This is a genomic window from Cellulosimicrobium sp. I38E (assembly GCF_001647255.1).
GTDB classification, from domain to species: Bacteria; Actinomycetota; Actinomycetes; order Actinomycetales; family Cellulomonadaceae; genus Cellulosimicrobium; species Cellulosimicrobium cellulans_E.
Map to the genome: position 1 here is coordinate 68884 of NZ_LUAZ01000010.1, position 25216 is coordinate 94099.

At 73.7% G+C, this 25216-nt stretch carries 20 protein-coding genes; 5 read left to right on the plus strand and 15 right to left on the minus strand.

What is annotated here, in order from left to right:
- Nucleotides 1-122 precede the first annotated feature (122 nt).
- The 5 genes from A0J59_RS02740 to A0J59_RS02760 all read right to left on the minus strand — a co-directional run bounded on the left by A0J59_RS02740 (nucleotide 123) and on the right by A0J59_RS02760 (nucleotide 9476).
- Nucleotides 123-3725, minus strand: coding sequence for an Ig-like domain-containing protein (locus A0J59_RS02740; protein WP_064315141.1), 3603 nt, complete (start codon nucleotides 3723-3725; stop codon nucleotides 123-125).
- Between the two features lie 134 nt (nucleotides 3726-3859).
- Nucleotides 3860-6013 (minus strand): beta-galactosidase, encoded by a 2154-nt coding sequence (locus A0J59_RS02745; protein WP_082918685.1) that lies wholly within the window; start codon nucleotides 6011-6013, stop codon nucleotides 3860-3862.
- A 137-nt stretch (nucleotides 6014-6150) separates the two neighbouring features.
- Nucleotides 6151-7491: an ABC transporter substrate-binding protein gene (locus tag A0J59_RS02750; RefSeq protein WP_064315142.1), complete on the minus strand. Its 1341-nt coding sequence runs from the start codon at nucleotides 7489-7491 to the stop codon at nucleotides 6151-6153.
- An 87-nt stretch (nucleotides 7492-7578) separates the two neighbouring features.
- Nucleotides 7579-8535 (minus strand): carbohydrate ABC transporter permease, encoded by a 957-nt coding sequence (locus A0J59_RS02755; RefSeq protein ID WP_047231490.1) that lies wholly within the window; start codon nucleotides 8533-8535, stop codon nucleotides 7579-7581.
- Between the two features lie 2 nt (nucleotides 8536-8537).
- Nucleotides 8538-9476 carry a carbohydrate ABC transporter permease gene (locus A0J59_RS02760; protein ID WP_064315143.1) on the minus strand — a complete coding sequence of 313 codons (939 nt, stop codon included), beginning with the start codon at nucleotides 9474-9476 and terminating at the stop codon, nucleotides 8538-8540.
- A 175-nt stretch (nucleotides 9477-9651) separates the two neighbouring features.
- Between A0J59_RS02760 and A0J59_RS02765 the strand changes: the two genes are divergently transcribed.
- On the plus strand, nucleotides 9652-10719 hold the full coding sequence (locus tag A0J59_RS02765) for a LacI family DNA-binding transcriptional regulator (protein WP_220084425.1): 1068 nt from the start codon (nucleotides 9652-9654) through the stop codon (nucleotides 10717-10719).
- A gap of 147 nt (nucleotides 10720-10866) precedes the next feature.
- Here the strand turns inward: A0J59_RS02765 and A0J59_RS02770 are convergent, their stop codons facing one another.
- Complete coding sequence (locus A0J59_RS02770; RefSeq protein WP_255364927.1) at nucleotides 10867-12096, minus strand: ROK family transcriptional regulator; 1230 nt, start codon at nucleotides 12094-12096, stop codon at nucleotides 10867-10869.
- 102 nt (nucleotides 12097-12198) lie between these two features.
- On the opposite strand from A0J59_RS02770, the gene xylA reads away from it, so the two are divergent.
- Together xylA and A0J59_RS02780 are read left to right on the plus strand one after the other, a co-directional pair.
- The gene (xylA, locus tag A0J59_RS02775) at nucleotides 12199-13389 is read left to right on the plus strand and encodes a xylose isomerase (RefSeq protein ID WP_064315145.1); all 1191 of its coding nucleotides are present in this window, start codon (nucleotides 12199-12201) and stop codon (nucleotides 13387-13389) included.
- A gap of 1 nt (nucleotide 13390) precedes the next feature.
- Nucleotides 13391-14986 carry a xylulokinase gene (locus A0J59_RS02780; protein ID WP_064315146.1) on the plus strand — a complete coding sequence of 532 codons (1596 nt, stop codon included), beginning with the start codon at nucleotides 13391-13393 and terminating at the stop codon, nucleotides 14984-14986.
- A 95-nt stretch (nucleotides 14987-15081) separates the two neighbouring features.
- Here the strand turns inward: A0J59_RS02780 and A0J59_RS02785 are convergent, their stop codons facing one another.
- The gene (locus A0J59_RS02785) at nucleotides 15082-15414 is read right to left on the minus strand and encodes a hypothetical protein (protein ID WP_047231495.1); all 333 of its coding nucleotides are present in this window, start codon (nucleotides 15412-15414) and stop codon (nucleotides 15082-15084) included.
- 119 nt (nucleotides 15415-15533) lie between these two features.
- Complete coding sequence (locus A0J59_RS02790; RefSeq protein WP_064315165.1) at nucleotides 15534-15995, minus strand: tRNA (cytidine(34)-2'-O)-methyltransferase; 462 nt, start codon at nucleotides 15993-15995, stop codon at nucleotides 15534-15536.
- Between the two features lie 146 nt (nucleotides 15996-16141).
- On the opposite strand from A0J59_RS02790, the gene A0J59_RS02795 reads away from it, so the two are divergent.
- Nucleotides 16142-16537, plus strand: a complete 396-nt coding sequence (locus A0J59_RS02795; RefSeq protein WP_255364928.1) for a nuclear transport factor 2 family protein — start codon at nucleotides 16142-16144, stop codon at nucleotides 16535-16537.
- Nucleotides 16538-16565: 28 nt separating this feature from the next.
- Here the strand turns inward: A0J59_RS02795 and A0J59_RS02800 are convergent, their stop codons facing one another.
- Complete coding sequence (locus tag A0J59_RS02800; RefSeq protein ID WP_064315147.1) at nucleotides 16566-17483, minus strand: LysR family transcriptional regulator; 918 nt, start codon at nucleotides 17481-17483, stop codon at nucleotides 16566-16568.
- An 82-nt stretch (nucleotides 17484-17565) separates the two neighbouring features.
- Here A0J59_RS02800 and A0J59_RS02805 point away from each other — a divergent pair, with 82 nt between their 5' ends.
- On the plus strand, nucleotides 17566-18594 hold the full coding sequence (locus A0J59_RS02805) for a DMT family transporter (protein ID WP_064315148.1): 1029 nt from the start codon (nucleotides 17566-17568) through the stop codon (nucleotides 18592-18594).
- A 42-nt stretch (nucleotides 18595-18636) separates the two neighbouring features.
- Here the strand turns inward: A0J59_RS02805 and A0J59_RS02810 are convergent, their stop codons facing one another.
- The 6 genes from A0J59_RS02810 to A0J59_RS02835 form a co-directional block, all read right to left on the minus strand.
- The gene (locus A0J59_RS02810) at nucleotides 18637-19698 is read right to left on the minus strand and encodes a hydroxyacid dehydrogenase (RefSeq protein ID WP_064315149.1); all 1062 of its coding nucleotides are present in this window, start codon (nucleotides 19696-19698) and stop codon (nucleotides 18637-18639) included.
- Nucleotides 19695-20876 carry a dihydrodipicolinate synthase family protein gene (locus A0J59_RS02815; RefSeq protein WP_220084426.1) on the minus strand — a complete coding sequence of 394 codons (1182 nt, stop codon included), beginning with the start codon at nucleotides 20874-20876 and terminating at the stop codon, nucleotides 19695-19697. The genes A0J59_RS02810 and A0J59_RS02815 overlap by 4 nt, the downstream gene beginning before the upstream one ends.
- Entirely contained in the window at nucleotides 20876-21943 is a 1068-nt protein-coding gene (locus A0J59_RS02820; protein WP_064315150.1) for an NAD(P)-dependent oxidoreductase, read from the minus strand. The genes A0J59_RS02815 and A0J59_RS02820 overlap by 1 nt, the downstream gene beginning before the upstream one ends.
- An 8-nt stretch (nucleotides 21944-21951) precedes the next feature.
- A complete protein-coding gene (locus A0J59_RS02825) occupies nucleotides 21952-22872 on the minus strand; it encodes a carbohydrate ABC transporter permease (RefSeq protein WP_231581701.1) in 921 nt (306 codons plus the stop codon).
- Nucleotides 22869-23822, minus strand: coding sequence for a carbohydrate ABC transporter permease (locus A0J59_RS02830; RefSeq protein ID WP_082918686.1), 954 nt, complete (start codon nucleotides 23820-23822; stop codon nucleotides 22869-22871). The genes A0J59_RS02825 and A0J59_RS02830 overlap by 4 nt, the downstream gene beginning before the upstream one ends.
- Before the next feature lie 76 nt (nucleotides 23823-23898).
- Complete coding sequence (locus tag A0J59_RS02835) at nucleotides 23899-25173, minus strand: sugar ABC transporter substrate-binding protein (RefSeq protein ID WP_053369529.1); 1275 nt, start codon at nucleotides 25171-25173, stop codon at nucleotides 23899-23901.
- Nucleotides 25174-25216: the final 43 nt, after the last annotated feature.

A 25216-nucleotide genomic window follows, 5' to 3' on the forward strand; every position in this document is an offset into this window, starting at 1 on the left:
CGTCGCGTGGCGCGGATCTCTTCTGGTCGGACCCGGGCCCGGGTGCCGGTCCCGCCGGACGGCGACGGGCCCGGACGGCGTCGCGGACGACGTCGACCGGGCCCGTGGCGGGGCCGGACGGCTCAGCAGGTACGCGCGTCGAACGCGACCTCGACGGGCTCGAACCCGTCGACCGTCACGACGGCCGTCCCGGCGGCGACGGATGCCGCGCGCGACGCGAACGACTGGTACGCGCTCGCGCCCGGGGCGACGCCCGTGAACGTCCGCGTGCCGTACGGCGTCGCGAGCGTCACGTCGAGCGGTGCGTCGCCGTCGTTCGTGGCGCGGACCGCGGCGTAGACCTTGCCGGCCAGGCACCGCGTCTCGGCGACGGCCGTCACCGGCGCCGTGCCGGCGTCTGCCGTCCAGCGCAGCTCGTACGCCTGCTCCGTCCCGTCCTCGGCGGTGACGCGCACCGTCGTCGTGCCGGGCACGGCGTCGGCGGCCTCGACCGCGACCGTGGCGTACGGGTCGTGCGCGGCCGCCTCGACGGCGGGCACCCCGCCCCCGACGGGCACGTCGTACGCCGTCACCGCGGGGTCGAACCCGGCGAGGGGCTCGCCGTCCACGGTGAGGTCCGACGCCGTGGCGTCGGTCCCCGTGCCGGGCACCTTGGCGAGGACCTCGATCTCGGAGACGACCAGGTGCGTGTTCGCCCGCGCCGTGAGGACGACGCGCATGGACGAGGTCCGGACGTCCGCGGGGATCTCGACCGCGGGCGCCGGGCCGTCCGGCGACGCGTCCACCGTGACCGGCGCGCCCACGTCGGTCCACGTGCCGCCCACGAGGGCCTGGAGCCGGACGGACTGCGCCCAGCTCGCGCTGGACCCGTCCTTCCAGAACCGCGTCACGACGCCGGTGACGTCCCGGTCGGCGGGGAGCGTGACGGTGAGCGTGTCGGACGACCGCTTGGTGCCGGACACCCAGTTCGACCAGGCCTTGTCCGTGAGGTTGCCGTTGACGACGCCCCCGACGGAGTAGCCCGGCTCGGTGAACGTCGCGCTCGCGGTCGTGCCCGCGGCGAGCGCGCCGTTGGCGGACGCGGCCTCGGTGACCTGGACGCGGACGGTGGCCGGGAGCGTGGCGCCCGCCCCGGCGTCTGCCGTGCCCGTGAGCTCGACGACCCCGACGGCGTCGTACGCGCCCGCGGGGGCGTCGTCCCAGACCACCGGGCGCTGGACCTCCGCGCCGCCCGCGGCGACCGCCGTGACGGTCGCGGGCAGGGCCGGGGTACCGCCCGCGTACGCCTTGGCGCGCGCGGGGAGCGTGGACGTGAGCTCGTCGACGACGACGGTCGCCGTCGCGGCGACCTCGCCGCCGGTCGGCGTGACCACGGTGCCCGTCACCTCGACGGTGCCGGGCTCGGCCCACGCGTCGTCGTCCGGCACGTCCCACGTCACGGGGAGCGCGCCGCGCGCCCCGTCGCGGTAGACGGGCGTGACGGTCGCGGGGAGCTCGGGCGCGGTGCCCGGCGTCGTGAACGCCTCGACCGGCTCGATGCCGAGGACCGTCTCGTCGGCGATCCGCCAGCGCTGGTTCACGCCGGAGTTCGCGAGGTACGTGCCCACGGGGGACCCGTCGGCCGTCGCCTGGCCGCCGACCTCGAGGAGGGTCTTCGAGGACGCGTTGACGAGCGTGAAGGTGCCGTCGCCGGTCGTCGAGAGGATCCACTGCGCGGCGAGCGGGGTGTCGGCGACGTCGGCCGGGGCGTCCTGGAGGACGGCGGACGTGTCGGCCGCGACGGCGAGCTGGCGGCCCGTCGCCGCGTTCGTCACGGCGTAGCGCTCGCGGTGCGTGCCGGAGCCCTCGGGCGCGCCGAGCGCCGTGAGCTCCCACGCCTGCTCCGCGACCGGCGCGTCGGTACGGATCACGACGCCCGTGCCCGACGCCGACGGCGCGAGCGAGCGGTCCGCCTGCACGCCGTCGAGACGGTACGCGTGACCGTCCTGGACGAGCGCGGCGTCGTCCGCGACGCCGGAGACGCCGTCGACGACGAACGTCGTCACGGACTCGCCCGGCACGACGAGCGTCGCGCCGGGGCCGTCCGCACCCGTCGTGACGTCCACCGGCTCGCCCTCGACGAGGTAGCCGGCCGTGCTCGTGACCACGGGGGTGACGGTCGCATCGGACCCGACCGCACCGAACTTCGACAGGTCGAGCGTCACGGCGCGCTCGCCCTTCGTGGCGTTGACGTGCACGACCGTCGCGGACGTGCCGTCGGCCGACACCGCGGCCGTGCTGCTGGCGTCGTCCGAGCGGATCAGCGAGTCGCCCGGCTCGATGTAGTGCGTGAAGTTCTGGGTCGCCCAGTACTTCGTGTTCGTGTAGATCGGGCACGTCTCGAGCGTGTCCTCGGCGGTGCAGTCGAACGGGATCTGGATCTCGCCCCAGTTCATGCCGTTCGCGCTCTCGCCGCCAGGCGCCATGTTGGCGTAGTCCTCGACCGGCTGCCAGAACACCCACGCGCTCGGCTCGAGCTCGCGCAGGTCGTCGACGATGTGCTGCGCGCTGCCGAGGCCGGACTCCATGGTCTCGAAGTCCTGGCCCGTCGAGCTCCAGTTGCCGCCGACCTCGCTCATCCACAGCGGCTTGTCCTCGCCCTTGGCGATGTCGCGGACCGTCGTGCGCTGGCCCGTGCCGTAGGTGTGGACGTTGAGCTGCGACACCTGGTCACGGACCGCCTGCGGGTACGCGTTCCAGTTGGTCGCGAACGTGCCCGGGTTGGTCTCGTCCATCGCCGAGATGACGGCGTCCGTCGAGGAGTCCTCGAGCGCCGCGGCGAGCGCCGGGACGACCTTCGCCTGGAGCGCCGGGCCCATGTGGGCGCCCTCCTGGCGGCCCCCGGTCGGGTTGCCGTCGCTGCCGAGCTGGGTGCCCCAGTAGTTGGTGTTGGGCTCGTTGAACGGGTCGATCGTGTCGACCTCGATGCCGTGCGCGTCCTCGAGGCGCTCGGTCACGCCGACCAGGTAGGCCGCGAAGTCGTCGATGCTCTCCGTCTTGAGCTGGTCCGCGGTCGAGCTGAACCCGCCGGAGACGTACCCGCTCACGGTCATGAACCACGGCGGGGAGTTGCTGAACGTCTCCCAGTGCGTGACGTCGTCCTTGACCCGGTCGACCCACCAGCGCTGCGTCGCGTCGGCGTCCTCGTCCCAGTGGTCCGGGTTCGCGGGGTCCCACCAGTTCACGTCGGTGCGCGTCGTGCCCTCGGGCGCCTTCCACCACCCGTCGACGGCGCCGCCGGCGCGCAGGTAGTCCGGTACGTCGGGGGCGTTCCCGCCGCCGACGTTGTAGCGCGCGATGTTGAGGTTGAGGCCCTCGTCGCCGAACACCATGTCCGCGAGCCGGTCGCGGATCTCGTCCGGGTAGCCGCCCGTCGCGTTGGCGAACCACACCAGGCTCGTGCCCCAGCCCTCGAACGGCGCGCCCGCGTACGACGGGTCGGGCGTCACGGTGACGCCCGCGACGTCGGCCGCGGCCGCCGTCGTGCCGGCCGCGGCGACCGCGCCCAGGGGCGAGGCCTGCGCGGGCAGGGCCGCGAGCGCGCAGCCCGCGACGAGCGCCCCGGCGCCGAGGCCGGCCACCAGCCGCGCGCTCGTCCCGTGGACGGCCCGACCGCCCGGGCTGCTCGTGCGGCGAGGACCGGGTGGTCCACCCCGCATGGTCGTGTCGGTGTCGGTCAGGCTCATCCCTGAGCCACCTCCTTCGCGTCGCTGCGAACCGGCGGGGTGCACCGGGTGCGGGTCGTTCCCGCGGGGTCTGTTCTGCCGAGGTAGAGGCGCGGTCTCGGCCTACCGGGCCTCTACCTCGTGGTACCGGGGCTCTACCTCGGCGGGGTCGACTCGGCCGGGCGTCGTACCACGGCGACGCCGCGCGGCTCGAGCAGGAGCGCGCCGGTCTCCGGGGAGCCAGCGCCCGACGGCGCGAGGCGGCGGCCGGCGAGGACGTCGCCCGCGACGTCGGGCACCTCGACCGGACGCACCGTGCGATTGACGAGGAACCAGAAGTCGTCGGTCCCGTCCGTACGCACCGCGAGCTCGACGTCGCCGCGCACGCCCGCGGGCAGCTCGCTGCGCACGCCCGCGTCGTCGAGCAGGCGCGCGAGCACGGGGACGAGGCCGAGGCGGCCGAACCGCGTGGAGACGTATGCGGCGGAGCCGGCGCTCTCCCCGCCCCGGACCGTGCGGCGCGTCACCGCGGCGCGCCCGGACTGCTCGCCGGTCTTGTACCAGCCCAGCACCTCGACGTCGGGGTCGACGACGTCGACCGGCTCGGTCCACAGCGTGCCCTCGAGCTGCTCGCCCGCGACCTCGACCGTCGCGCTCTCGCCGTCCAGCAGCGGCGCGAACTCCTCGACGCGGATGCCGAGCAGGTCGCGCAGCGCGCCCGGGTAGCCGCCGAGCCACGCGTGGTCGTCCTGGTCGACGACGCCCGAGAAGTACGTCGTCACGAGGTGGCCGCCGCCCTCGACGAACGCCGTGAGACGGTCGCGCAGGTCGGCGGGGACGACGTGCAGCACGGGCGCCACGACGACGTCGTACCCCGCGAGGTCCGTGGCCGTCGGCACGACGTCGGCGCGCACGCCGAGCGCGAGGAACGCCGAGTACCAGTCGAGCGCCTCCTGCCGGTAGCGCAGCCGGTCCGTGGGGTGGGAGTCGAGCTCGCTCGTCCACCACGAGTCCCAGTCGAAGACGATCGCGGCGCGCGCGGGCTTCTGCTCGCTCCCCGCGACGGGCGCGAGGTCGCGCAGCGTCGCGCCGAGCGCGACGACGTCGCGGAAGAGCCGCGAGCGCTCGCCCGCGTGCGGGAGCATCCCCGAGTGGTACTTCTCGGCGCCCGCCGCGGACTGGCGCCACTGGAAGTAGCAGACCGCGTCGGCGCCGTGCGCGACGTGCGTGAGCGAGTCGCGCGCGAGCTCGCCCGGCTTCTTCGCGACGTTGACGGGCTGCCAGTTCACCGCGCTCGTCGAGTGCTCCATGAGGAACCACGGCTTGTGCCGGGCGATGCCGCCCGTGAGGTTCGCGGAGAACGACAGCTCGTCCAGGGCCTGCGGTCCAGGGAGCACGTAGTGGTCGTTGGACACGAAGTCGAGCTCGTCCGCCCAGGCGGCGTAGTCCATGCCCTTCGTCTCGCCCATGACCATGAAGTTCGTGGTCACGGGGACGTCGGGCGTGATGCGGCGCAGGATCTCGGCCTCCGCGCGCAGGTACTGCCGCAGCGCGTCGGACGAGAAACGCTTGAAGTCGAGCTGCTGCGTCGGGTTCGGGTGCGACGCGGCCAGCCGCGGCGGCAGGATCTGCTCCCACGCGCTGTACCGCTGCGACCAGAACGCCGTGCCCCACGCGTCGTTCAGCGCGTCGAGGGTCGTGTAGCGCTCGCGCAGCCACGCGCGGAACGCCGCGGCGGCGTCGTCGGAGAAGTCGTCGACGTTGTGGCAGCCCAGCTCGTTGGAGACGTGCCAGGCGACGAGCGCCGGGTGGTCGCCGTACCGCTCGGCCATGCGCTCCACGAGGTGCAGCGCGTGCGACCGGAAGATCGGCGACGTCGGGCGCCACTGCTGGCGCGCGCCGGGCCACAGCGTCTCGCCCGTGCGTGTCTGCGGCAGGATCTCCGGGTGCTTCGTCGTGAGCCACGGCGGCGGCGAGGCCGTCGCCGTCGCGAGGTCGACCGTGATGCCGTTCGCGTGGAGCAGGTCCATGATCTCGTCGAGCCACGCGAAGTCCCACGTGTGCTCCGTCGGCTGGATCCGCGCCCACGAGAAGATCGCGAGCGAGACCACCGTGACGCCCGCCTCGCGCATGAGGCGCACATCCTCGTCCCAGACCTCGCGCGGCCACTGGTCCGGGTTGTAGTCCGCGCCGTAGGACAGGCCCGACGGCGCGTACGCGTCGGTCGCTCCGCTGGGCGCGGCCGTCGCGCCCGGCGGCGTGTGCGGCCCGGGACGGCGCAGCCAGCGGAACGGGGTGGGGGTGGACATGCAGGCTCCTCAGGTGCTCGCAGAGCGGTGGACGGCGCGGTGCGCCGCCGGTGGTGGTCGCGTGGTCGTGCCCGGAGGCACGACCACGCGACCGTGGGGGCAGCCGGGCACCCCGGCAGGTGCCCGGCGGGATCGGGTCACTCGTTGACGGTGAAGCCCTGCTCCGTGCCGTACTTCGCGGACGCGTCCTGCCAGGCCTTGAGGCCGTCGGCGAGGGTCGTGCTCGACACGTACGCCTGGCCGACGGTGTCGTTGAAGATCGAGTTCGCGTAGACCTGGAACGGCAGGTACGACCAGCCCTCGACGACGTCGGAGGCCGACTGCGCGAGGACCTCGTTGATCTTCTGGCCGCCGAAGTACTCGGACTCGTAGCCCTGGAACTCGTCCGACTCGAGCTCGGCCGTCGTGGCCGGGAACGCGCCGCCGTCGACGCGCGCCTGGACGCCGTCGCCGGCGTTCGCGTACTCGAGGAAGCCGTAGGCGAGCGCCTGCTGCGAGCTCGCGGCGGTCACGGACAGCGCGGAGCCGCCGTTCTCGGAGCTGGCCGACGCGCCCTCCTCCCACTGCGGGAGCGGGGCGACGCGCCACTTGCCGGCACCGTCGGGCACGCCGGACTCGAGGTTCGCGGGCATCCACGCGCCGATCGCGAGCGTCGCGATCGTGCCGTTGCCGAGGCCCTGGTACCACTCGTCGCTCCACGAGCTGACCGGCGCGAGCAGGTCCTCGTCGATGAGCGTCTGCCAGGTCTGCGCGAACTGCGTGCTGCCCTCGTCCGCGAGGTCGATGGTCACGTCCGTGCCGTCGACCTGGAACGGCTGGCCGCCCGCCTGCCAGATGAGCGACGTCGTGAAGCCCGCGTCACCGGTGTCGTTGGTGATGTAGACGTTCGGGTCCGCGGCGTGCAGCGCGCGGGCCGCCTCGACGAAGCCGTCCCACGTCGTCGGCACCTCGATGCCGTGCTGTGTGAAGACCTCCTCGTTGTAGAAGAGGGCCATCGGGCCGGAGTCCATGGGCAGGCCGAAGATGCCCTCGCCCTGCTGGACGGCGCTCCACGGTCCGGGCGTGAACGTTCCGTCGAGCTCGTCCGCGCCGAGCGAGGAGAGGTCGGCCAGCGCGTCGGAGAGCGCGAACTGGGGGAGCGCGTAGTACTCGACCTGCGCGACGTCGGGCACGCCCTTGCCGGCCGCGATCGCGTTCTGCAGCGCCGTGTACTGGTCGTTGCCGGTGCCGGCGTTGACGAGCTCGACGTCGACGTTCGGGTACTTCGCCTCGAAGTCGGTGACGACCTGCTCGAGCGTGGGCTCCCAGGCCCACACCGTGAGGCTGCCGCCCTCCTCGAGGGCCGCCGCGACGTCGTCGGCCGAGCCGGCGTCCCCGCCGGAGTCGTTGCCGCCGCCGGAGCTGCAGGCGGCCAGGGCGAGCGCGACGACGCCGGTGGCGGCGACGGCGCGCAGGGCGCGGGTGGTGCGGATGGACATGAGGGTTCCTCTCACTTCGTCGTCAGACGGATCGGGCGGGGTGGGTGTCTGGGGTGGTGCGGGGCGTGGAGACGACGCGGGTGCGCGTCACTCCTTGACGGACCCGGCCGCGAGGCCGGACTGCCAGTAGCGCTGGAGCAGCAGGAAGGCGGCGACGAGCGGGAGGATCGTCAGCAGCGAGCCGGTGATCACGAGGTCGAAGATGGCCTCGCCCCCGGCGGTCGCGGCCTGCGCGTTCCACGCGTTGAGGCCGAGCGTCAGCGGGTACCAGTCGGGGTCCTTGAGCATGATCAGCGGCAGGAAGTAGTTGTTCCAGGTCGCGACCATGGTGAAGAGCAGGACCGTGACGATCCCCGGAGCGAGCAGCGGCAGGGAGACCTGGAAGAACGTGCGGCCCTCGCTCGAGCCGTCCATGCGCGCGGCCTCGAGCAGCTCCGTCGGGATCGACTCGGCCGCGAAGACCCACATGAGGTAGAGGCCGAACGGCGAGATGAGCGACGGGATGATGACGGCCCACGGGGTGTTCGTCAGGCCCATCTGGCTGAACATGAGGAAGGTCGGGACGGCGAGCGCGGTGCCCGGGACGGCGACCGCGCCGATGACGGTCGCGAAGACGCCGCGCTTGCCCGGGAAGTCGAACTTGGCGAGCGCGTACCCGCCGAGCACGGCGAGGAAGGTCGCGCCGCCCGCCCCGAGCACGACGTACAGCAGCGTGTTGGCGAACCAGCGGCCGAAGATGCCGCCGTCGTAGGTGAGCGTGCGCGCGATGTTGTCGAACAGCGCGAAGTCGCCGCTGAACCAGAGCCCGAACGAGGAGAACAGGCTCGACTGCGTCTTGGACGCGTTGACGACGAGCCAGAACAGCGGCACGAGCGCGTAGAGCAGGACGATCCCGGTGAGGACGGTCATCAGGACGCTGCGGCGCGGGCGGGCCACGCTGTGCGGGGCGCGCGAGCGCAGGCGCACGGGCTTGCGCGTCGTGGCGCTCGTCGTCGTGCGGGACGCGGCGGGGACCGCCGGGGTCGAGGGGGTCGTGGCGGTCATCGTCAGGCCTCCTTGCGCATGCCGCGCAGCTGGACGACGTAGGCCACGATCATCGTGAGGACGCCCATGATGATGGCGACGGTCGCCGAGTAGTTGTACTGCTGGCCGGAGAAGGACAGCGAGTACGCGTACAGGTTCGGGGTGAAGTACGTCGTGATGGCGTTCGGCGCGAGGCTCTGGAGGATGCTCGGCTCGTTGAAGAGCTGGAACGAGCCGATGATCGAGAAGATCGTGGCGATGACCAGCGAGCCGCGGATCGCGGGGATCTTGATGGCCCGCACGACCTGCCACTGGGACGCGCCGTCGAGCTCGGCCGCCTCGTAGAGCGACGTGGGAACCACGCGCAGCGCCGAGTAGAAGATGAGCATGTTGTAGCCCACGAACTCCCAGGTCACGATGTTGCCGATCGACAGCAGCACCCAGTCGGGGGAGAGCGGGTTGGGGATCGCCGTGCCGAGCGCGTCGTTGATGTTGGCGACGAGGCCGAATCGCGTCCCGTACATGAACCCCCACATGAGCGTCGCGACGACGGCCGGGACGGCGTAGGGGAGGAAGATCGAGATGCGGAAGAAGTTGCGCCCGTAGAGCCGGCCCGAGTCGATCGCGAGGGCGACGAGCAGGGCGATGCCGAGCATGATCGGCACCTGGACCACGAGGAACAGCCCGACGCGCGACACGCCCGACCAGAACTGCGGGTCGGAGAAGGCGCGCGCGTAGTTCTCGAACCCGACGAACTGGGTGCCGCCGACCATCTGGGTGCGGAACAGGCTCAGGTAGATCGAGTAGGCGATCGGCGCGAGGAACACGAGCGCGAAGACCGCCATGAACGGCCCCACGAAGCCCCATCCGGTCCACGAGCGCCGTCGGCGCCGGGCCGGGAGGGACGAAGGAGCGCCGACCGGTGGCCGGTGCCCTGCCACGGGTGGGGACGTCGTCGTCATGCTGGGGGTCCTCGTCATCGGGGGACGGCGACGTCGGTCGTCGCCGGTGTTTGCGTAAACATGAGCATGGCACGAGGTTCGGTGTTTACGCAAACATCGCCTACGCTGGTCCGTGACCGGCCACGATGTCGGTCCGGCCCAGGTACTGTGCCGACACCACGAGGACGAGGAAGCCATGACCGACGGGCTCGACGACGAGACCCCCGCCCTGACGCGCACCGGGGGAGCTGCCGTCCGCACGGCACGGCGCGTCTCGATGGCCGACGTCGCGCGCGTCGCCGGGGTCTCCGCGCAGACCGTCTCCCGCGTCTCCAACGGCCACCCGGGCGTCGTCGAGGCGACGCGCTCGCGCGTGCTCGAGGCCATGACCGAGCTCGGCTACCGCCCCAACAGCGCCGCCCGCGCGCTCAAGAGCGGCTCCTTCCGCACGATCGGCGTGATCCTCTTCTCGCTCGCGACCACGGGCAACGTCCGCACGCTCGAGGCCATCGCGACGTCCGCCGCCGCCGAGGGCTACGCCATCACCGTCATCCCCGTCGCCGCGCCGACGCAGGACGGCGTGCACGGCGCGTTCACGCGCCTGGGCGAGCTCGCCGTCGACGCGATCATCCTGCTCATGGAGGTCCACCTCCTCGACGTCGCGCGGGTCAGCCTGCCGCCCGGCGTCCAGGTCGTCGTCGCCGACTCCGACGCCGGTGAGAGCTACGCCGTCGTGGACACCGACCAGGCCGACGGCACGCGCCAGGCCGTGCAGCACCTGCTCGACCTCGGCCACGAGACGGTGCACCACCTCGCCGGGCCCGCGCTCTCGTTCGCCGCGGAGCGCCGCACCTCCGCGTGGCGCGCGACGCTCGAGGAGGCCGGGCGCGAGGTGCCGCCGATCGAGCGGGGCGACTGGTCGCCGTCGTCCGGCTACGAGGCGGGGCTCCGCCTCGCGCAGCGTGACGACGTGACGGCCGTGTTCGCCGCCAACGACCAGATGGCCCTCGGGCTCGTGCGCGCCCTGCACGACGCGGGCCGGCGCGTGCCGCAGGACGTGAGCGTCGTCGGGTTCGACGACCTGCCCGAGTCCAGCGAGTTCCTGCCCCCGCTCACGACGGTCCACCAGGACTTCGCCGAGGTCGGGCGCCGGCTCGTCGAGCAGGTGCTCCGGCAGGTCCGCGAGGGCGTCTACGAGACCGGCACCCGCCTGGTCCCGACCCGCCTCGTCGAGCGCGCCAGCACCGCCCCGCCCCCGAGGTAGAACCCCGCCACGCGAGGTAGAGCCGTGGTTCTTGTGCTCGACGGCGGTCAGGTCACCTGGGGCGGACGGGGTGGGTGGTGGTCACCCGGTGTCCGACGGCGACCGGCCCGCCCGTGGGCCGACCACGGTGCGTCCTCGGCGGAGGGGTCAGTCGTCGGCGACCCAGGCGCTCGGGTCCTCGACGACGGCGCGCAGGACCTCGCGCGCGCCGCCGGTGAGGGCCGCGTGGTCGCCGACCGGGGCGGGGAGCAGGACGACGTCCGTCCACGGGGCGGCGAGGACGCGCGTGCGCAGCTCGGCCTCGGCCGCGCCGCGCAGGTAGGGCAGGAGCGCGGGGTAGATGCCGCCGAGCAGCACGGTGTCGATGTCGACGAGGTTCACGTAGTCGGCGAGCGCGCTGCCGAGCGCGGTCCCGGCCTGCTCGACGACGGCGAGCGCGGCGGGCTCCGCGGCGTCGAGCGCGGCGACGAGCGTCTCGGTGGGGGCGTCGACCGGCAGGCCCGCACCGCGCAGGAGCGCGTCCTTGCCCGCGTACTGCTCGAGGCAGCCGGTCGCGCCGCAGCGGCAGCGTGGGCCGCGCGGGTCCACGACGACGTGCCCGACCTCGCCGGTCCAGCCGTGGCGGCCGTGGAAGAGCCGGCGGTCGACGACGATCGCGGAGCCGATGCCGACGTCGCCCGACACGTAGAGGTAGGTGGACGGTGCGGGCTCGGTCGCGTCGTCGGGCACGACGCCGCGGCTCGCCTGGGCGAGCGCGGCGAGCTTGGCCTCGTTGCCGATCTCGACGGGGACGTCCGGGTCGAGGCCGAGGAGACGGACGGGGTCGAGGTGGGACCAGCCGAGGTTGGGCGCGACCTCGAGCCGTCCGGCGCGCGTGTCGACGAGGCCGGGCAGGGCGAGGCGCGCTCCGGCGACGGTCATGCCGTCGGCGCGGACGGTCGCGAGGAGGTCCTGCGCGATGCGACCGAGCCGGGCGAGCACCTCGGCGGGATCGCTGTCGTGCAGGTCGTCCGGGTCGACGTGCTCGGCGACGACGGCGCCGGTGAGGTCGAGCACGCGGCCGCCGAGGTAGTCGATGTTCACCTCGAGGCCGAGCCCGACGAGCGAGTGCGGCGCGGGCGCGAGGGGGACGGCGGGCCGTCCCGCGCGCTGCGGGGTCGCGGGAGGGAGCTCGGCGACGATGCCCGCGGCGACGAGCCGGTCCACGAGGGTCGAGACGGTCGCGCGCGTGAGGCCGCTCGCCGCGGCGATGTCGGCGCGCGAGCAGGGGTGGGCGGACTCGAAGACCGCGCGGGCGACGAGGGCGAGGTTGTGCTCGCGAAGCGTGGCCTGCCGTGCTGCTGGGGGACCCGTGCGGGTCGCGACGCTGCGGTTCACGGTCTTGACCTTACCGACCCGGGCGGATAAGTTCATCCGTACGACATAAATAGGCCGTCGGCGCGAGGACCGCGTCACGGCCCTCTCGACGAGGAGACCACCGTGGCCGACGAGACCACCCGACACGACACAGACATCAACTTCTCCTTCGGTCTGTGGACCGTGGGCTGGACCGCGCAGGACCAGTTCGGCAGCGCGAGCCGTCCCGCGCTCGACCCGGCCGAGTCCGTGCGCCGCCTGGCCGACCTCGGCGCGTGGGGCTTCACGTTCCACGACGACGACGTCGTGCCGTTCGGCGCCGACGACGCCGAGCGCACCAAGCGCCTCGACTCCGTGCGCCAGGCGGCGCAGGACACGGGCCTCGTCATCGAGATGGTGACGACCAACCTGTTCAGCCACCCCGTGTTCAAGGACGGCGGCCTCACGTCGAACGACCGCGGCGTGCGCCGCTACGCGCTGCGCAAGGTGCTGCGCAACGTCGACCTCACGGCGGAGCTGGGCGCCAAGACGTTCGTCATGTGGGGCGGCCGCGAGGGCACCGAGTACGACGGCGCCAAGGACCTGCACTCCGCGCACGAGCGCTACGCCGAGGGCCTCGACCTCACCGCGGCGTACATCAAGGAGAAGGGCTACGACCTCAAGATCGCGCTCGAGCCCAAGCCGAACGAGCCCCGCGGCGACATCTTCCTGCCGACCATCGGCCACGCGCTCGGCCTCATCGCCAAGCTCGACAACGGCGACATCGTGGGCCTCAACCCGGAGACGGGCCACGAGCAGATGGCGGGCCTCAACTACACGCACGGCCTCGCGCAGGCGCTGTGGGCGGGCAAGCTCTTCCACATCGACCTCAACGGCCAGCGCTCGATCAAGTTCGACCAGGACCTCGTGTTCGGCCACGGCGACCTGCTCTCCGCGTTCTTCACGGTCGACCTGCTCGAGAACGGCTTCCCGAACGGCGGCCCCACCTACACGGGCCCGCGCCACTTCGACTACAAGCCGTCGCGCACCGAGAACGAGGTCGGCGTGTGGGACTCCGCGCGCGCCAACATGGAGACCTACCGCCTGCTCGCGCGCAAGGCCGCGGCGTACCGCGCCGACAGCCGCGTCCAGGAGGCGTTCGCGCACTCCGGCGTGTTCGAGCTGGGCCAGCCGACGCTCGCCGAGGGCGAGTCCGTGGCCGACCTGCTCGCGGACCGCAGCGCATACGAGGAGTTCGACGTCGACGCCGCGGCGAACCGCGACTTCGGCTTCGTGCGCCTCAACCAGCTCGCGCTCGAGCACCTGATCGGCTGAGGTGACGACCGACGCCAGGACGTCCGACGCCGGCGGCGAGCGCACGCTCGTCGCCGGCGTCGACACGTCCACGCAGTCCTGCAAGGTCGTCGTGCGCGACGCCGCGACGGGCGCGCTCGTCCGCACCGGGTCGGCCAAGCACCCCGACGGCACGGAGGTTCATCCCGACGCGTGGTGGGACGCGTTCCGCGAGGCCGCGTCCGCGGCGGGCGGGCTCGACGACGTCGCGGCGCTCGCGGTCGGCGGCCAGCAGCACGGGCTCGTCGCGCTCGACGCGGACGGGAACGTCGTGCGCGACGCGCTCCTGTGGAACGACACGCGCTCGGCCCCGGCGGCGCGTGACCTGATCCGCGAGCTCGGCGAGGCCCGCCTCGCCGAGGGCGTCCCCGACGCTCACGACCGGGTCGAGTCCGCGACCGAGGCGGGCGCCCAGGCGTGGGCGGACGCGATCGGGTCCGTGCCGGTCGCCTCGCTCACGGTGACGAAGCTGCGCTGGCTGCGCGACGCGGAGCCGGAGAACGCGGCGCGCGTCGCCGCCGTCGCGCTGCCGCACGACTGGCTCACGTGGCGCATCGCGGGGTACGGCCCGGCGGGCGACGAGTCCGCGCCGCTCGGCCCGGACCTCGACGCGCTCGTCACCGACGCGTCCGACGCGTCGGGCACCGGCTACTACGACGCGACCAGGGACGACGGTCCCGACGGCCGGGGCGCGTACCGCCTCGATCTTCTCGAACTCGCGTTCGGCCGGACGGACGTCGTGCTGCCGCGCGTCGTCGCACCCTCAGCCGTGGCGGGCGTCGCGCACGCCTCGGTCGCAGGCAGCGCGGTCGAGGGCGGCACGCTGCTCGGCCCCGGTGCGGGCGACAACGCGGGCGCGGCCCTCGGCCTCGGCATGGTCGCGGGCGACGTCGCGGTGTCGATCGGGACGTCGGGCGTCGTGTCCGCGGTGACCGACGACCGCACGGCGGACGGCTCCGGCCTCGTCAACGGGTTCTCCGACGCGACGGGCCGCTACCTGCTGCTCGCGGTGACGCTCAACGCGAGCCGGGTGCTCGACGCGGCGCGCGCCGTCCTCGGCGTCGACCACGCGGGCCTGTCGCGGCTCGCCCTCCAGGCGCCCCCCGGCGCGGACGGACTCGTGCTCGTGCCGTACCTGGAGGGCGAGCGCATGCCCAACCGTCCCGACGCGTCCGGCACGCTGCACGGCATCCGGCTCGGCACGTCGACTCCGGAGCACCTCGCGCGCGCGTACGTCGAGGGCATGCTGTGCGGCCTCGCGGACGGGCTCGACGCGCTCCGGGCGCTCGGCGTCCGGGTCGAGCGCGTGCAGCTCATCGGCGGCGGCGCGCAGTCCGAGGCGGTCCGGCGCATCGCGCCGCAGGTCCTCGGTCTGCCCGTCACGGTCCCCGAGCCCGGCGAGTACGTGGCCGACGGCGCCGCGCGCCAGGCGGCCTGGGTCCTCGCCGCGCACGCGGCGGGCGGCTCCGGGGCGGACGTCGCCCCGCCCACCTGGGCCGCGTCGTCGGCCACGGTGGTCGAGGCCGACCCGGTCCCGGCCATCCGCGAGCAGTACGCGGCGGTCCGCGACCTCGTCTGACCCGGACCCACCCCGCTGAGTGCATGAAATAGTCGCGTCCGAGACCCTCGGACGCGACTATCTCATGCACTCAGCGGGGGCCGGGGGAGGGGTGGTCAGAGCACGCGGACGACGGGGCCCGTCACGCCCGCCTTGCGGCCCACCGCGGCGGCGCCGGTCACGCCCCAGACCGGTCCGGCGATCTCCACCGACGCGACCGACGTCGTCGAGACCGACCGGTTGAGATTCATCCCGTACGCGTTGCCGTAGACCTCGAGCAGGACCCAGTCGCACGTGCCCGCGCTGACGGTGAAGACGTTCCCGGTCCGGGTCACGTCGAACGTGCAGGGGCCGCCGTCGTACGGCGCGGCTACCGCGGACGGTGCCACGGCGACGGCCGCGGCGACGAGGGCGGAGACGACCAGGGCGCGCTGGCGTGTGGTTCGCATGGAGCTCCTTCGCTCGGGATGATGGGCCTGCCCGGCCCGGTCCCAGTCCACCGCGTCGCGCCGCGCTCCGGTATCCGGGAAAACCCGGCCCGGGACCCGTACCCGGTACGCGGTCTCCCTCACGCACCCCCGGCGAAGCCCGTCTGCCGCCACGCCTCGTAGACGGCGATCGACGCCGCGTTGGTGAGGTTGAGCGAGCGTCGCCCGGGCAGCATGGGGATCTTGAGCTGGTCGGTGATCCGCTCGTGGGCGAGCACGTCGTCGGGCAGGCCCGTCGGCTCGGGGCCGAACAGCAGGACGTCGTCGGGCCGGTAGGACACGTCGGTGAACGACGTCGTCGCGCGCGTCGTGAACGCGAACACCCGGCCCGGGAGGGTCGCGAGCGCGGCGTCGAGGTCCGCGTGCACCTCGACGGCCGCGAGATCGTGGTAGTCGAGGCCCGCGCGCCGGAGCTTGGGCTCGTCCAGGTCGAACCCGAGCGGCTCGACGAGGTGCAGGCGCGCCCCGGTCACCGCGGCGAGGCGGATCGCGTTGCCCGTGTTGCCGGGGATGCGCGGCTCGTAGAACACGACGTGGGGCAGGGTCGACGGCGGTCGGGCGGCCGGGTCGGCGACGTGCGGTCGCCAGTCGGTGCCGGGGTCGGGGGTCTCGCTCACCCCCCGATTCTCGCAGCGCCGCGGGAGAGGTAGCGTCGGACGGGTCGACGACGACCGACGGAGGAGGACCCGTGCCCGAGAGCGAACCGCGCGTGGCCGTGGCGGCCTGGCTCGCGGCGTACGAGGAGGCGTGGCGCGCGAGCGACACGACCGCCGTCGAGCGGCTGTTCACCCCGGACGCGACGTACCTGCGCTCGCCCTACGACGACGAGCCGCTGCGCGGTCACGACGCGATCCGCGGCTTCTGGACCGCGGACGAGGGCGCGACCTTCACGGTGACCGCGGAGCCCGTCGCGGTCGAGGGCCACGACGCCGTCGTGCGTCTCGAGGTCCGGTACCTCGCGCCCGAGATGCAGGAGTACCGCGACCTGTGGGTGCTCCGGTTCGCCCCGGACGGGCGCGTCGACCGCTTCGAGGAGTGGCCGTACTGGCCGGGCAGGTCGTACACGGCGTCCGACGGGGCATAAGCCGGACCACCTCCCGACCCTCTCGTCCTCAGGTCGAACGGGAACCCACCAGATCGACACGTGCGCCCACGACCTGGTGGAGCGTGTCGAGCACGGCCCGGGCCGGGGGCGTGCCGACGACGGCGTCGCGCAGCACGGCGTGGATCGAGCGCACCGGCGCGGGGCGGACGACCGGGACGGCGACGAGCCCGGGAGGCAGGTGCGCGGCGCCGAGCGCGGGCAGGACCGTGACCCCGACCCCTGCGCCGACGAATGCGATCGCGGTCGGGTAGTCGTGGGCCTCCACGTGGAACGGCGGGCTGAACCCGGCGGCCGTGCACGCCTCGACGAGGTTGCGGCGGCACCAGCCGCGTGCAAAGTCGTTGTCGACCCAGCGCTCGTCGCGCAGCGCGGCGAGCTCGACCTCGTCGCGGGGCGCCAGGTGGTGGTCGTCGCGCAGCACGACGACGTACGGGTCGTCGAGCAGGTGGTGCGACCGGAAGCCGCTCCCGGGGTCGAACCCGCGCGGCGCGACGACGAGCTGCACGTCCGCGCGCGCGTCGGGGTCGTCGGGGATGGTCTCGCGCAGCTCCAGGTCGATCCGGACGCCGGGGAAGTCCGCCGTGAGCCGGCGCACGACGTGCGGCAGCCAGGCGGCGCCCACCGACGCGAAGTAGGCGAGCGAGAGCGAGCCCGTGCGGCCCGCTCGCAGGTCCGCGACGACGGCCTCCGCCTCGCCGAGGCGCGCGAGCACGCCGTCGGCCTGGGCGGCGAGCGCGAGCCCCGCCGCGGTGGGCCGCACGCCGCGCCCGGCTCGTTCGAGCAGCGTCAGACCGGTCTCGCGCTGGAGCGCAGCGACGTGCTGGCTCACGGCGGACGGCGTGTACCCGAGCGTGGCGGCGGCGGCCTGGACCGACCCGCTCGCGACGACCGAGCGGAAGATCCGGAGGCGATGAACGTCGAGCATCCCTCCACGCTACAGCGAGACTGAATCGAGGGGTAGGAAATCTCGCTGGTGCTGAACAGTGGGTTGGGGCGACGATCGACGCGTGACCGCACCCGAGACCCCGACGACCACGCCCGTCGACGCCGTCCGGCCCGCCGCCCCCGCGGCGGCCTCTGACCGGTCGGGCCCGCCCCCCGCTCGCGGGTCGGCCGGTCGTGCCGCGATGCCCGTCGTCCTCGCCGTGGCCGTGACCGTCCTGCTGTGGGCGTCGGCGTTCATCGGTGTCCGGGCCGCAGGCCACGACTACGAGCCCGGGTCCCTCGCGCTCGGCCGTCAGCTCGCCGGCAGCGTCGGCCTCACGGCGATCGTCGCCGTCCGGTGGCTGCGCAGCGGTGCGCGACCCGTCCTCCCACGCGGTCGCGTGCTCGTCGCCGTCCTCGCGTGGGGCGTGGGGTGGTTCAGCCTCTACAACCTCGCGCTCAACGCCGCCGAGCAGCACCTCGACGCGGGGACGACGGCGCTGCTCGTCAACGTGGCGCCCGTCCTCGTCGCGGTCCTCGCGGGACTGCTGCTCGGGGAGGGCTTCCCGCGCCGCCTCCTCGTGGGCATGGCCGCGGCGTTCGCGGGCGTGGCGATCATCGCCGCGGCGACGTCGTCGGGAGAGCGCGACGTCGTCGGGGTCGCGCTCGGGCTCGCGGCCGCGGTCCTCTACGCGGGCGCCGCGACGTCGCAGAAGCGGCTGCTCGCGCGCGTCGACGCCCTGACGATGACGTGGGTCGGGTGCCTCGCGGGCACTGTCGCGCTCCTGCCGTTCGCCCCGACGCTCGCCGCCGACGCGGGGTCGGCTCCCGCGTCGTCCACGTGGGCCGTGGTGCTCCTCGGGCTCGGCCCGACGGCCGTCGCCTTCACGACGTGGGGGTACGCGCTCTCGCGCCTCAGCGCGGGTCGCGCGGCGGCGACCACCTATCTCGTCCCGCCGATCGTCGTGGTGCTCTCCTGGCTCGTGCTCGACGAGGTGCCGGCCGTCGTCACGCTCGCGGGCGGCGCGCTGTGCCTCGCCGGGGTCGCGGTCGCGACGCTCCCGCGGCGGCGGTTCGGCCCGGCGCCTCGGGTGCCGGACCCAGGAGCCTGACCCGCCCCGGGACGGCCCGCCCCGACACGGTCCCCCGCGGGCTCAGCCCATGCGGTCGAGGTCGGCCTCGCGCACCTCGTGGACCAGCGGCTCCCCGGCGCGGAAGCGGGCGAGCTCGTCGACGACGATCGCGCCCTGCGCGAGCCGGCCCTGCACGGTCGCGGCGGCGTGGTGCGGTGTGAGGAGCACGTTCCGCAGGCGGCGCAGCGGGTGGTCCTCGGGCAGCGGCTCGGCGTCGTAGACGTCGAGCGCGGCGCTGATCCGCCCGCTCGCGAGCTCGCGGACGAGCGCGTCCTCGTCCGTGAGCCACGACCGCGCGGTGTTGACCAGCCCGGCGTGGTCGGGCAGGAGCGCGAGCTCGCGCGCGCCGAGCAGGTGGTGCGTCTCGGGCAGGACGGGCGCGTGCAGCATCGTCACGCGGCTCGTGGCGAGCAGCTCGTCGAGGCCGACGAGCGTCGCGCCGAGCGCGGCGGCGTCGGCGGGGGAGAGGGTCGGGTCGGCGACGACGACCTCCGCGGCGAGCGCGCGCAGCATCGCGATCGCCGCGCGCCCGGTGCGCGACGCCCCGACGACGCCGACGCGCGTGCCCGCGATCTCGCACCGCGGGGGTGCGGCCTCCGCGTCGGCCCACGGGACGCCGTCGTGCAGGGCGTTGTGGAACGTCGGGACCTGGTGCAGCAGCGCGAGCGCGAACGTCACCGAGACCTCCGCGACCGGGCGCGCCATGGCCTGCCCCGCCTGCGTCACGCGGATCCGGCGAGCCCACAGCGCGGGCGTGACGAACGGCTTGACGGAGGCGCCCGTGTGCGCGACGAGCTGCAGCCCGGGGAGCCGGTCCAGGAGGTCCGCGTCCAGGGGAGGCGTGCCCCACGAGATCACGAGCGCGTCGACGCGCTCGCGCGCCGCGGGGCTCAGCCGGTCGAGCGCGGCGCCGAGCGCCCGCGGGTCGTCGACGACGTCGAACGGTCCCGCGCCGGCCAGGCGCTCCCACGCGTCGGGGGCGAACAGCTCGGCGCGCAGCCACGGCGCGACCGCGACGACCGCGCGGGCCGCGGTCCCCGGACCGGGCCCCGCGACGGTCTCCACGCCGGGCGCGCCGGTCATCGCAGCCAGGCCTCGAGGTGCTCCGCGACGAGCGCGTCGTCCGCGGCGGCGAGCCACGGGTACGACGCCGTCACGCGCGTCAGCTCGTCGGCCTGCCCGGGGGAGAGGGTCTCGTCCGGGTCGAGGCACCAGATGCCGTCGAGCAGGCCCTGGCGACGCAGCACCTCGTGGACGCCCGCGATGACGCCCGCGAAGTCGTGCGCCGCGTCGAAGACGGCCGCGTTCGCGTCGGTGAGGCCGGCCGCGCGCGCGGTGAGGGTCGCGAGGGCGGCGGCGTCGGGCACGGTCGCCCCGCCCTCGGGGCCGATGCCGTGCGCGGCGTGCGCGAGGGCCAGCGTCTCGACCGCGCCCCGGGTCCAGACCGCCCACTGCCCGAGCAGGCCGCCCACGAACCGGGCCGTGAAGGTCGAGGCGCGGCCCTCGGCGTCGGTCACCGGGACGTCGAGGCGCTGCGTGAGGTCCGCGACGATCGCGTCGTCGTTGCCCGTGTACAGCGCGATCTGGTCGCCGCGCCCCGACGCGGCGACGCCGCGCAGCACGTCGACGGTCCGGTAGCGGTGGAACGGCGCCGCCTTGATCGCGACGACCGCCTCGATCGACGCGTACTCGCGCCAGAAGCCGACGGACAGGCGCGGCCCGCCGATCGCCTCCTGGAGGTAGAACCCGATGACGGGCAGCACCTCGCCGACGGCGCGGGCGCGGTCGAGCAGCACGCGCTCGACCTCCTCGCGCGAGCCGGCGAGACCGGGCACGCGCGGCGCGAGCAGCACCGCGTCGTAGCCGAGGCCCGCGGCAAGCTCCGCCTCCGCGACGGCCTGCCGCACGTCGCCGGCCGCGCCCGCGACCTGGACGAGCGGGCGGGGCCCGGTGTGCAGCGAGCCCGCCGGCGCGTCGCCCGCGACGGTCGCGCGCGACACCTCGGCCGCGAGCTCGAGAACGGGCTGCAGGAGCCCGTGCTCGCGGATCTCGAACTGCGTCGTGTGGACGCCGACGGCCACGCCGCCCGCGCCCGCCGCGTGGTAGTACCGCGTGAGCGCGCGCTGGCGGCGTTCGTCGAGGCGGCGGTCGGCATCGAGCGCGAGGGGCTGGGCCGGGATGACGGTCCCCGCGCGCAGGAGCGCGGCGACGTCGTCGGCGAGGCGCGGGGTGGCCGGCGCCGCGGCGGTGGAGGCCGTCATCAGAACGCCCCGTCGCGCACGGCGAACTTCGTCGGCTTGCCGCTCGTCGGCAGGCCGGCCGCGAGCCACTGCGCCTGCCAGTCCACGAGCGTGCGCAGCGGCACCTGCGGGTAGCCGAACAGCTCGTGGCAGCGGGTCGCGTCGTTGAGCAGCGCCGTCGGGGCGGGCTCGCCCGTGAACGACACCTCGCGGTCGAGGCCGCGGCCGAGGAGCTCCGCGAGGCGCCGCACCGACGCCGTCTCCGGGCCGGTGAGGTTGATCGCCGTCGCGGGCGACGACGCGAGGCCCAGCGAGCGCAGCGCGACCTCGTTCGCGTACCCCTGCCACACGACGTTGACGTGCCCGGTGGTGAGGTCGACGGGCTCGTCCGCGAGGATCGGCGACGCGACGTCGAACAGGACGCCGTAGCGCAGGTCGACGGCGTAGTTGAGGCGGATCGTCACGACCTTCGTGCCACGCGAGAGCGCGGCGTGCTGGAGCACGCGCTCGCGGCCGAGGCAGCTCATCGCGTACTCGCCGACCGGCCCGACGGGGTGCTCCTCGGAGCACCCGCCGGACTCGACGGGCACGAGCGGGTAGACGTTGCCGGTCGAGAACGCGGCGATGGTCGAGTCGGCGTAGCGGCGCGCGACGTCGTGCACGAGCGCCGCGTTCGCGGCCCACGCCAGCGACGGCGCGGCCGACGTGCCGAACTTGGCGCCCACCATGTAGACGACGTCGGCGCCGTCGGGGAGGGACGCGAGGTCGGCGTCGGGCGCGAGCAGGTCGGCCGCGACGACGTTCACCCCGGCGTCGCGCAGACGGTCCGCCTGCGCGGCGTCGGACCACCGCGAGACGGCGTGCACGACGTCGCCCGTGCGCCCGGCCGCGTCGAGCGCCCGGCGGGCGAGGACGGTGAGGCTCGGGCCCATCTTGCCGCCCGCGCCGAGGATGACGAGGTCGCCCGAGCGGGCGGCGAGGTCCTCCACGAGGGCGGGGGACGGCGTCGTGAGCAGCTCCTCGAGCTCCGCGACGGACGTCGGGGCCTTGAGGGCGGCCGGGGCGGTGGTGCTGGTCTGCGTGGTCATGTGGTGAGTCATCCCTTGATGCCGGACGAGGTGACGCCCTCGACGAAGAAGCGCTGGGCCACGAGGTACGAGGCGAAGATCGGAACGAACGAGATGGTGGCGCCCGCGAGCACCATGTTGAGCGGCACGTCCTGCTGCTGGAGCGAGGCGATGCCGACGGTCAGCGTCCAGTGGTCGGTGCCCTGGCCGATGATGAGCGGCCACAGGAAGTCGTTCCAGTGCCACAGGAAGACGAACGTGCCGAGCGTCGCGAGGATCGGCTTGCACAGCGGCAGCACGATGCGCAGGAAGATGCGCCACTCCGAGGCGCCGTCGAGCTTCGCGGCCTCGAACAGCTCGTCGGGCAGGTCGAGGATGAACTGCCGCATGAGGAACACGGCCTGCGCGTTCGCGAGCGTCGGCAGGATCAGGCCCCAGTACGTGTCGAGCCCGCCCGCCTGGGCGATGAGGATGAACGTCGGGATGAGGGTCACGTGGTACGGGACCATGACCATCGCGAGGAACGACCAGAACATCGCCTCGCGCCCGGGGAACTTCTTCTTCGCGAACGCGTAGCCGGCCATCGACGCGAGCAGCAGCACCGCGACGACGGACACGACCGAGTACACGAGCGTGTTGACGAGCCAGGTGCCGATGTTGCCCGCGCCGAGCACGCGGTCGTAGGCCTCGGTCGTGAGGTTCGTCGGCAGGAGCGACGCGGGGAAGTCGATCGCGGCGGCCGGCTTCAGCGACAGCACGACCATCGCGTAGAACGGGAAGATCGTCACGACGGCGGCGAGCGAGAGCACGACGTAGCGCAGCACCTTGCCGCGCAGCGACAGGTCGCTCGCGCCCTTGCGGCCGCGCCGGCGGCGGGTCGCGGTGGGGCGCACGGGCATCGCGGCGCCCTCGAGCACCCGCCCGGTGGTGGTGGGGTCGACGGCGGTCACTTGTCCCTCCCGATGGCGTAGCGCTGGATGAGGGCGACGACGAGCGTGACGACGAACAGCGCGACGCCGAGCGCGCTCGCGTAGCCGAGGTCGAAGTACTTGAAGCCCTGGTCGTAGATGTAGAAGACGAGGTTGTAGCTCGCCCGGGCCGGTCCGCCGGCGGTCATCACGTAGACGAGGTCGAAGATCTGGAACGACGCCGTCGTCTCGATGACGGCGAGGAAGAACAGGGTCGGCTTGAGCTGGGGCGCGATGATGAACCAGAACCGCTTCCACGGTCCGGCGCCGTCGATCGCGGCGGCCTCCTCGAGCTCGCGCGGCAGGTCCTGCATGCGGGCGAGGAGGATGAGCATCCCGTACCCGAAGCGCGACCAGATCGCCACCATGGCGAGCGCGGGGAGCACGAGCAGCGTGTCGCCGAGCCACGACTCGGTGGAGAACCCGAGCGCGCCCATGAGCTTGGACCAGGGGCCGTTCGTGGAGAACACCCACGTGAACACCGTCGCGGCGAGCACGAGGCTCGTGACGACGGGCAGGAAGAACACCGACCGGTAGAAGCCGGAGCCGCGGAACGAGCGGCGCACCATGAGCGCCATGAACGTCGAGATCGCGAGCGACACCGGGACGATGAGCAGGCTCAGCACGACCGTGACGCGCAGCGCGGACCAGAAGATGGGGTCGTCGACCATGCGCCGGAAGTTCTCGACGCCCGTCCACTCGGCGCCGACGCCGATGGTGTAGTCGAAGAAGCTCAGCGCGACGCCCGCGATGGCGGGGCCGAACCGGAACAGCAGGAACAGCAGGAACGCGGGGAGGGCGAACAGCAGGCCGATCCTCGCCTCACGGCGCTCCAGGACGCGGCGGGTGCCGCCGCGCGGGGGCTTCGGCGCCGGGCGCCGGTCGGCCCCGTCGGCGGTGAGCCCGTCCGAGGTGGGGGCGGTCGCGGTCATGGGTTCTCCTCTCGTACCGCGAGGGGTGCCGCGGCGCGGGCGGCCAGGGGGAGGGCCGCCCGCGCCGCGACGTCGGTCAGCCGAGCAGCGGGTTCGCCGCCGCGGCCGCGTCCTTCAGGGCCTGCTCGGGCGTCTTCTCGCCGATGAGCGCGGCCTGGATCTCCGGGGCGAGCACGCCCATGACCTCACGGGACTTCTCGTTGACCTCGCCCGCGGTCGTGTACTGGAGCGTGTCCTCGAGCGCCGAGAGCACCGGGTCGTCGGCGTAGAGGCCCGACTCGCTCTCGTACGGCGAGAACCAGCCCGCCGCCTTCGCGTACTCGGTGCTCACCTCGGGCGAGGTCGCGAACGCGGCCCACTTGCCCGCGGCGTCGAGGTTCTCCGCCGTCTTGAGCACGGACAGCGAGCCGACCGTGCCGAACGCGACCGCCTCGGCCTGCTTGAGCGGCGGGAGCACGACGACGTTCTCCTCGCCCCAGAAGCCCGCGACGTCGGCCGGGCCCTGCTGCCAGGTGCACGCGATCTTGCCCTTGGCGGTGTTGGTCTGCTCGAACGCGGGGATCGTCGTCAGCAGGTCCTTCTCGATGTACCCGCCCTCGGCGAGGTCGACCGCGAACTGGAGCGCCTCGATGCCCTCGGGCGAGTCGAACGCGACCGACGAGCCGTCCTCGGAGAAGACGGACCCGCCCGCCTGCCACAGCAGCGGGTAGAAGGACTCGTTGAGCGTCGCGTCGACCGAGCCCCAGTAGTTGGTGACGTCGTAGCCGGCGGCCTGGAACGTCGGCGCGAGCGCCATGAGGTCGTCCCACGTCTCCGGGTAGTTGCCGGCCTCGCCGACGGCCTCGAACGCCGCGGCGTTGCACACGAGCGGCTTGCTGTTCATGATCAGCGGCGAGCCGAGCATCGCGCCGTCGACCGTGACGGCCTTCGACGCGTTCTCGCGCAGGTCGCCCACCTGGTCGGTGACGTAGTTGTCGACCGCGGCCAGCGACTTGCCGTACTTGGGGATCTGGTCCGGGATGAGGTAGACGACGTCGGGGCCCTTGTTGCCCGCGATGGCCGTCGCGAGCGTCTCGTCACGGCCGGCCCACGGGTAGATCTCGACCTTGACGTCGACGTCGGGGTTCTCCTCCTGGAAGGCGGCGATCTGCTCGTCCCAGAAGGCCTTGTGGGCGGCCTCGTCGGCGATGACGGGGTACGTCCACATGGTCACGGAGCCGGACGCGGCGCCGTCCTCGGGGGTGGGGGTGGAGCTGCCGGCGCCGGCACCGCCGGCGCAGGCGCTCAGCGCGCCGAGCGTGCCGACCGCGAGAGCGGCGGTCCAGAGGCGCTTCGTCGTGCGCAGGGTCATCGACGTGTCTCCTTGGTGAGGTCCCGCCGGGGTGGGCGGGTGG

Coding starts and splice junctions, on each gene's coding strand:
- A0J59_RS02815 (WP_220084426.1), bottom strand. CDS start 20,876: ATGACGGCCTCCACCGCCGCGGCGCCGGCCACCCCGCGCCTCGCCGAC.
- A0J59_RS02745 (WP_082918685.1), bottom strand. CDS start 6,013: ATGTCCACCCCCACCCCGTTCCGCTGGCTGCGCCGTCCCGGGCCGCAC.
- A0J59_RS02755 (WP_047231490.1), bottom strand. CDS start 8,535: ATGACCGCCACGACCCCCTCGACCCCGGCGGTCCCCGCCGCGTCCCGC.
- A0J59_RS02760 (WP_064315143.1), bottom strand. CDS start 9,476: ATGACGACGACGTCCCCACCCGTGGCAGGGCACCGGCCACCGGTCGGC.
- A0J59_RS02750 (WP_064315142.1), bottom strand. CDS start 7,491: ATGTCCATCCGCACCACCCGCGCCCTGCGCGCCGTCGCCGCCACCGGC.
- A0J59_RS02810 (WP_064315149.1), bottom strand. CDS start 19,698: ATGACCGGCGCGCCCGGCGTGGAGACCGTCGCGGGGCCCGGTCCGGGG.
- A0J59_RS02835 (WP_053369529.1), bottom strand. CDS start 25,173: ATGACCCTGCGCACGACGAAGCGCCTCTGGACCGCCGCTCTCGCGGTC.
- A0J59_RS02765 (WP_220084425.1), top strand. CDS start 9,652: ATGACCGACGGGCTCGACGACGAGACCCCCGCCCTGACGCGCACCGGG.
- A0J59_RS02820 (WP_064315150.1), bottom strand. CDS start 21,943: ATGACCACGCAGACCAGCACCACCGCCCCGGCCGCCCTCAAGGCCCCG.
- A0J59_RS02830 (WP_082918686.1), bottom strand. CDS start 23,822: ATGACCGCGACCGCCCCCACCTCGGACGGGCTCACCGCCGACGGGGCC.
- A0J59_RS02740 (WP_064315141.1), bottom strand. CDS start 3,725: ATGAGCCTGACCGACACCGACACGACCATGCGGGGTGGACCACCCGGT.
- A0J59_RS02785 (WP_047231495.1), bottom strand. CDS start 15,414: ATGCGAACCACACGCCAGCGCGCCCTGGTCGTCTCCGCCCTCGTCGCC.
- A0J59_RS02800 (WP_064315147.1), bottom strand. CDS start 17,483: ATGCTCGACGTTCATCGCCTCCGGATCTTCCGCTCGGTCGTCGCGAGC.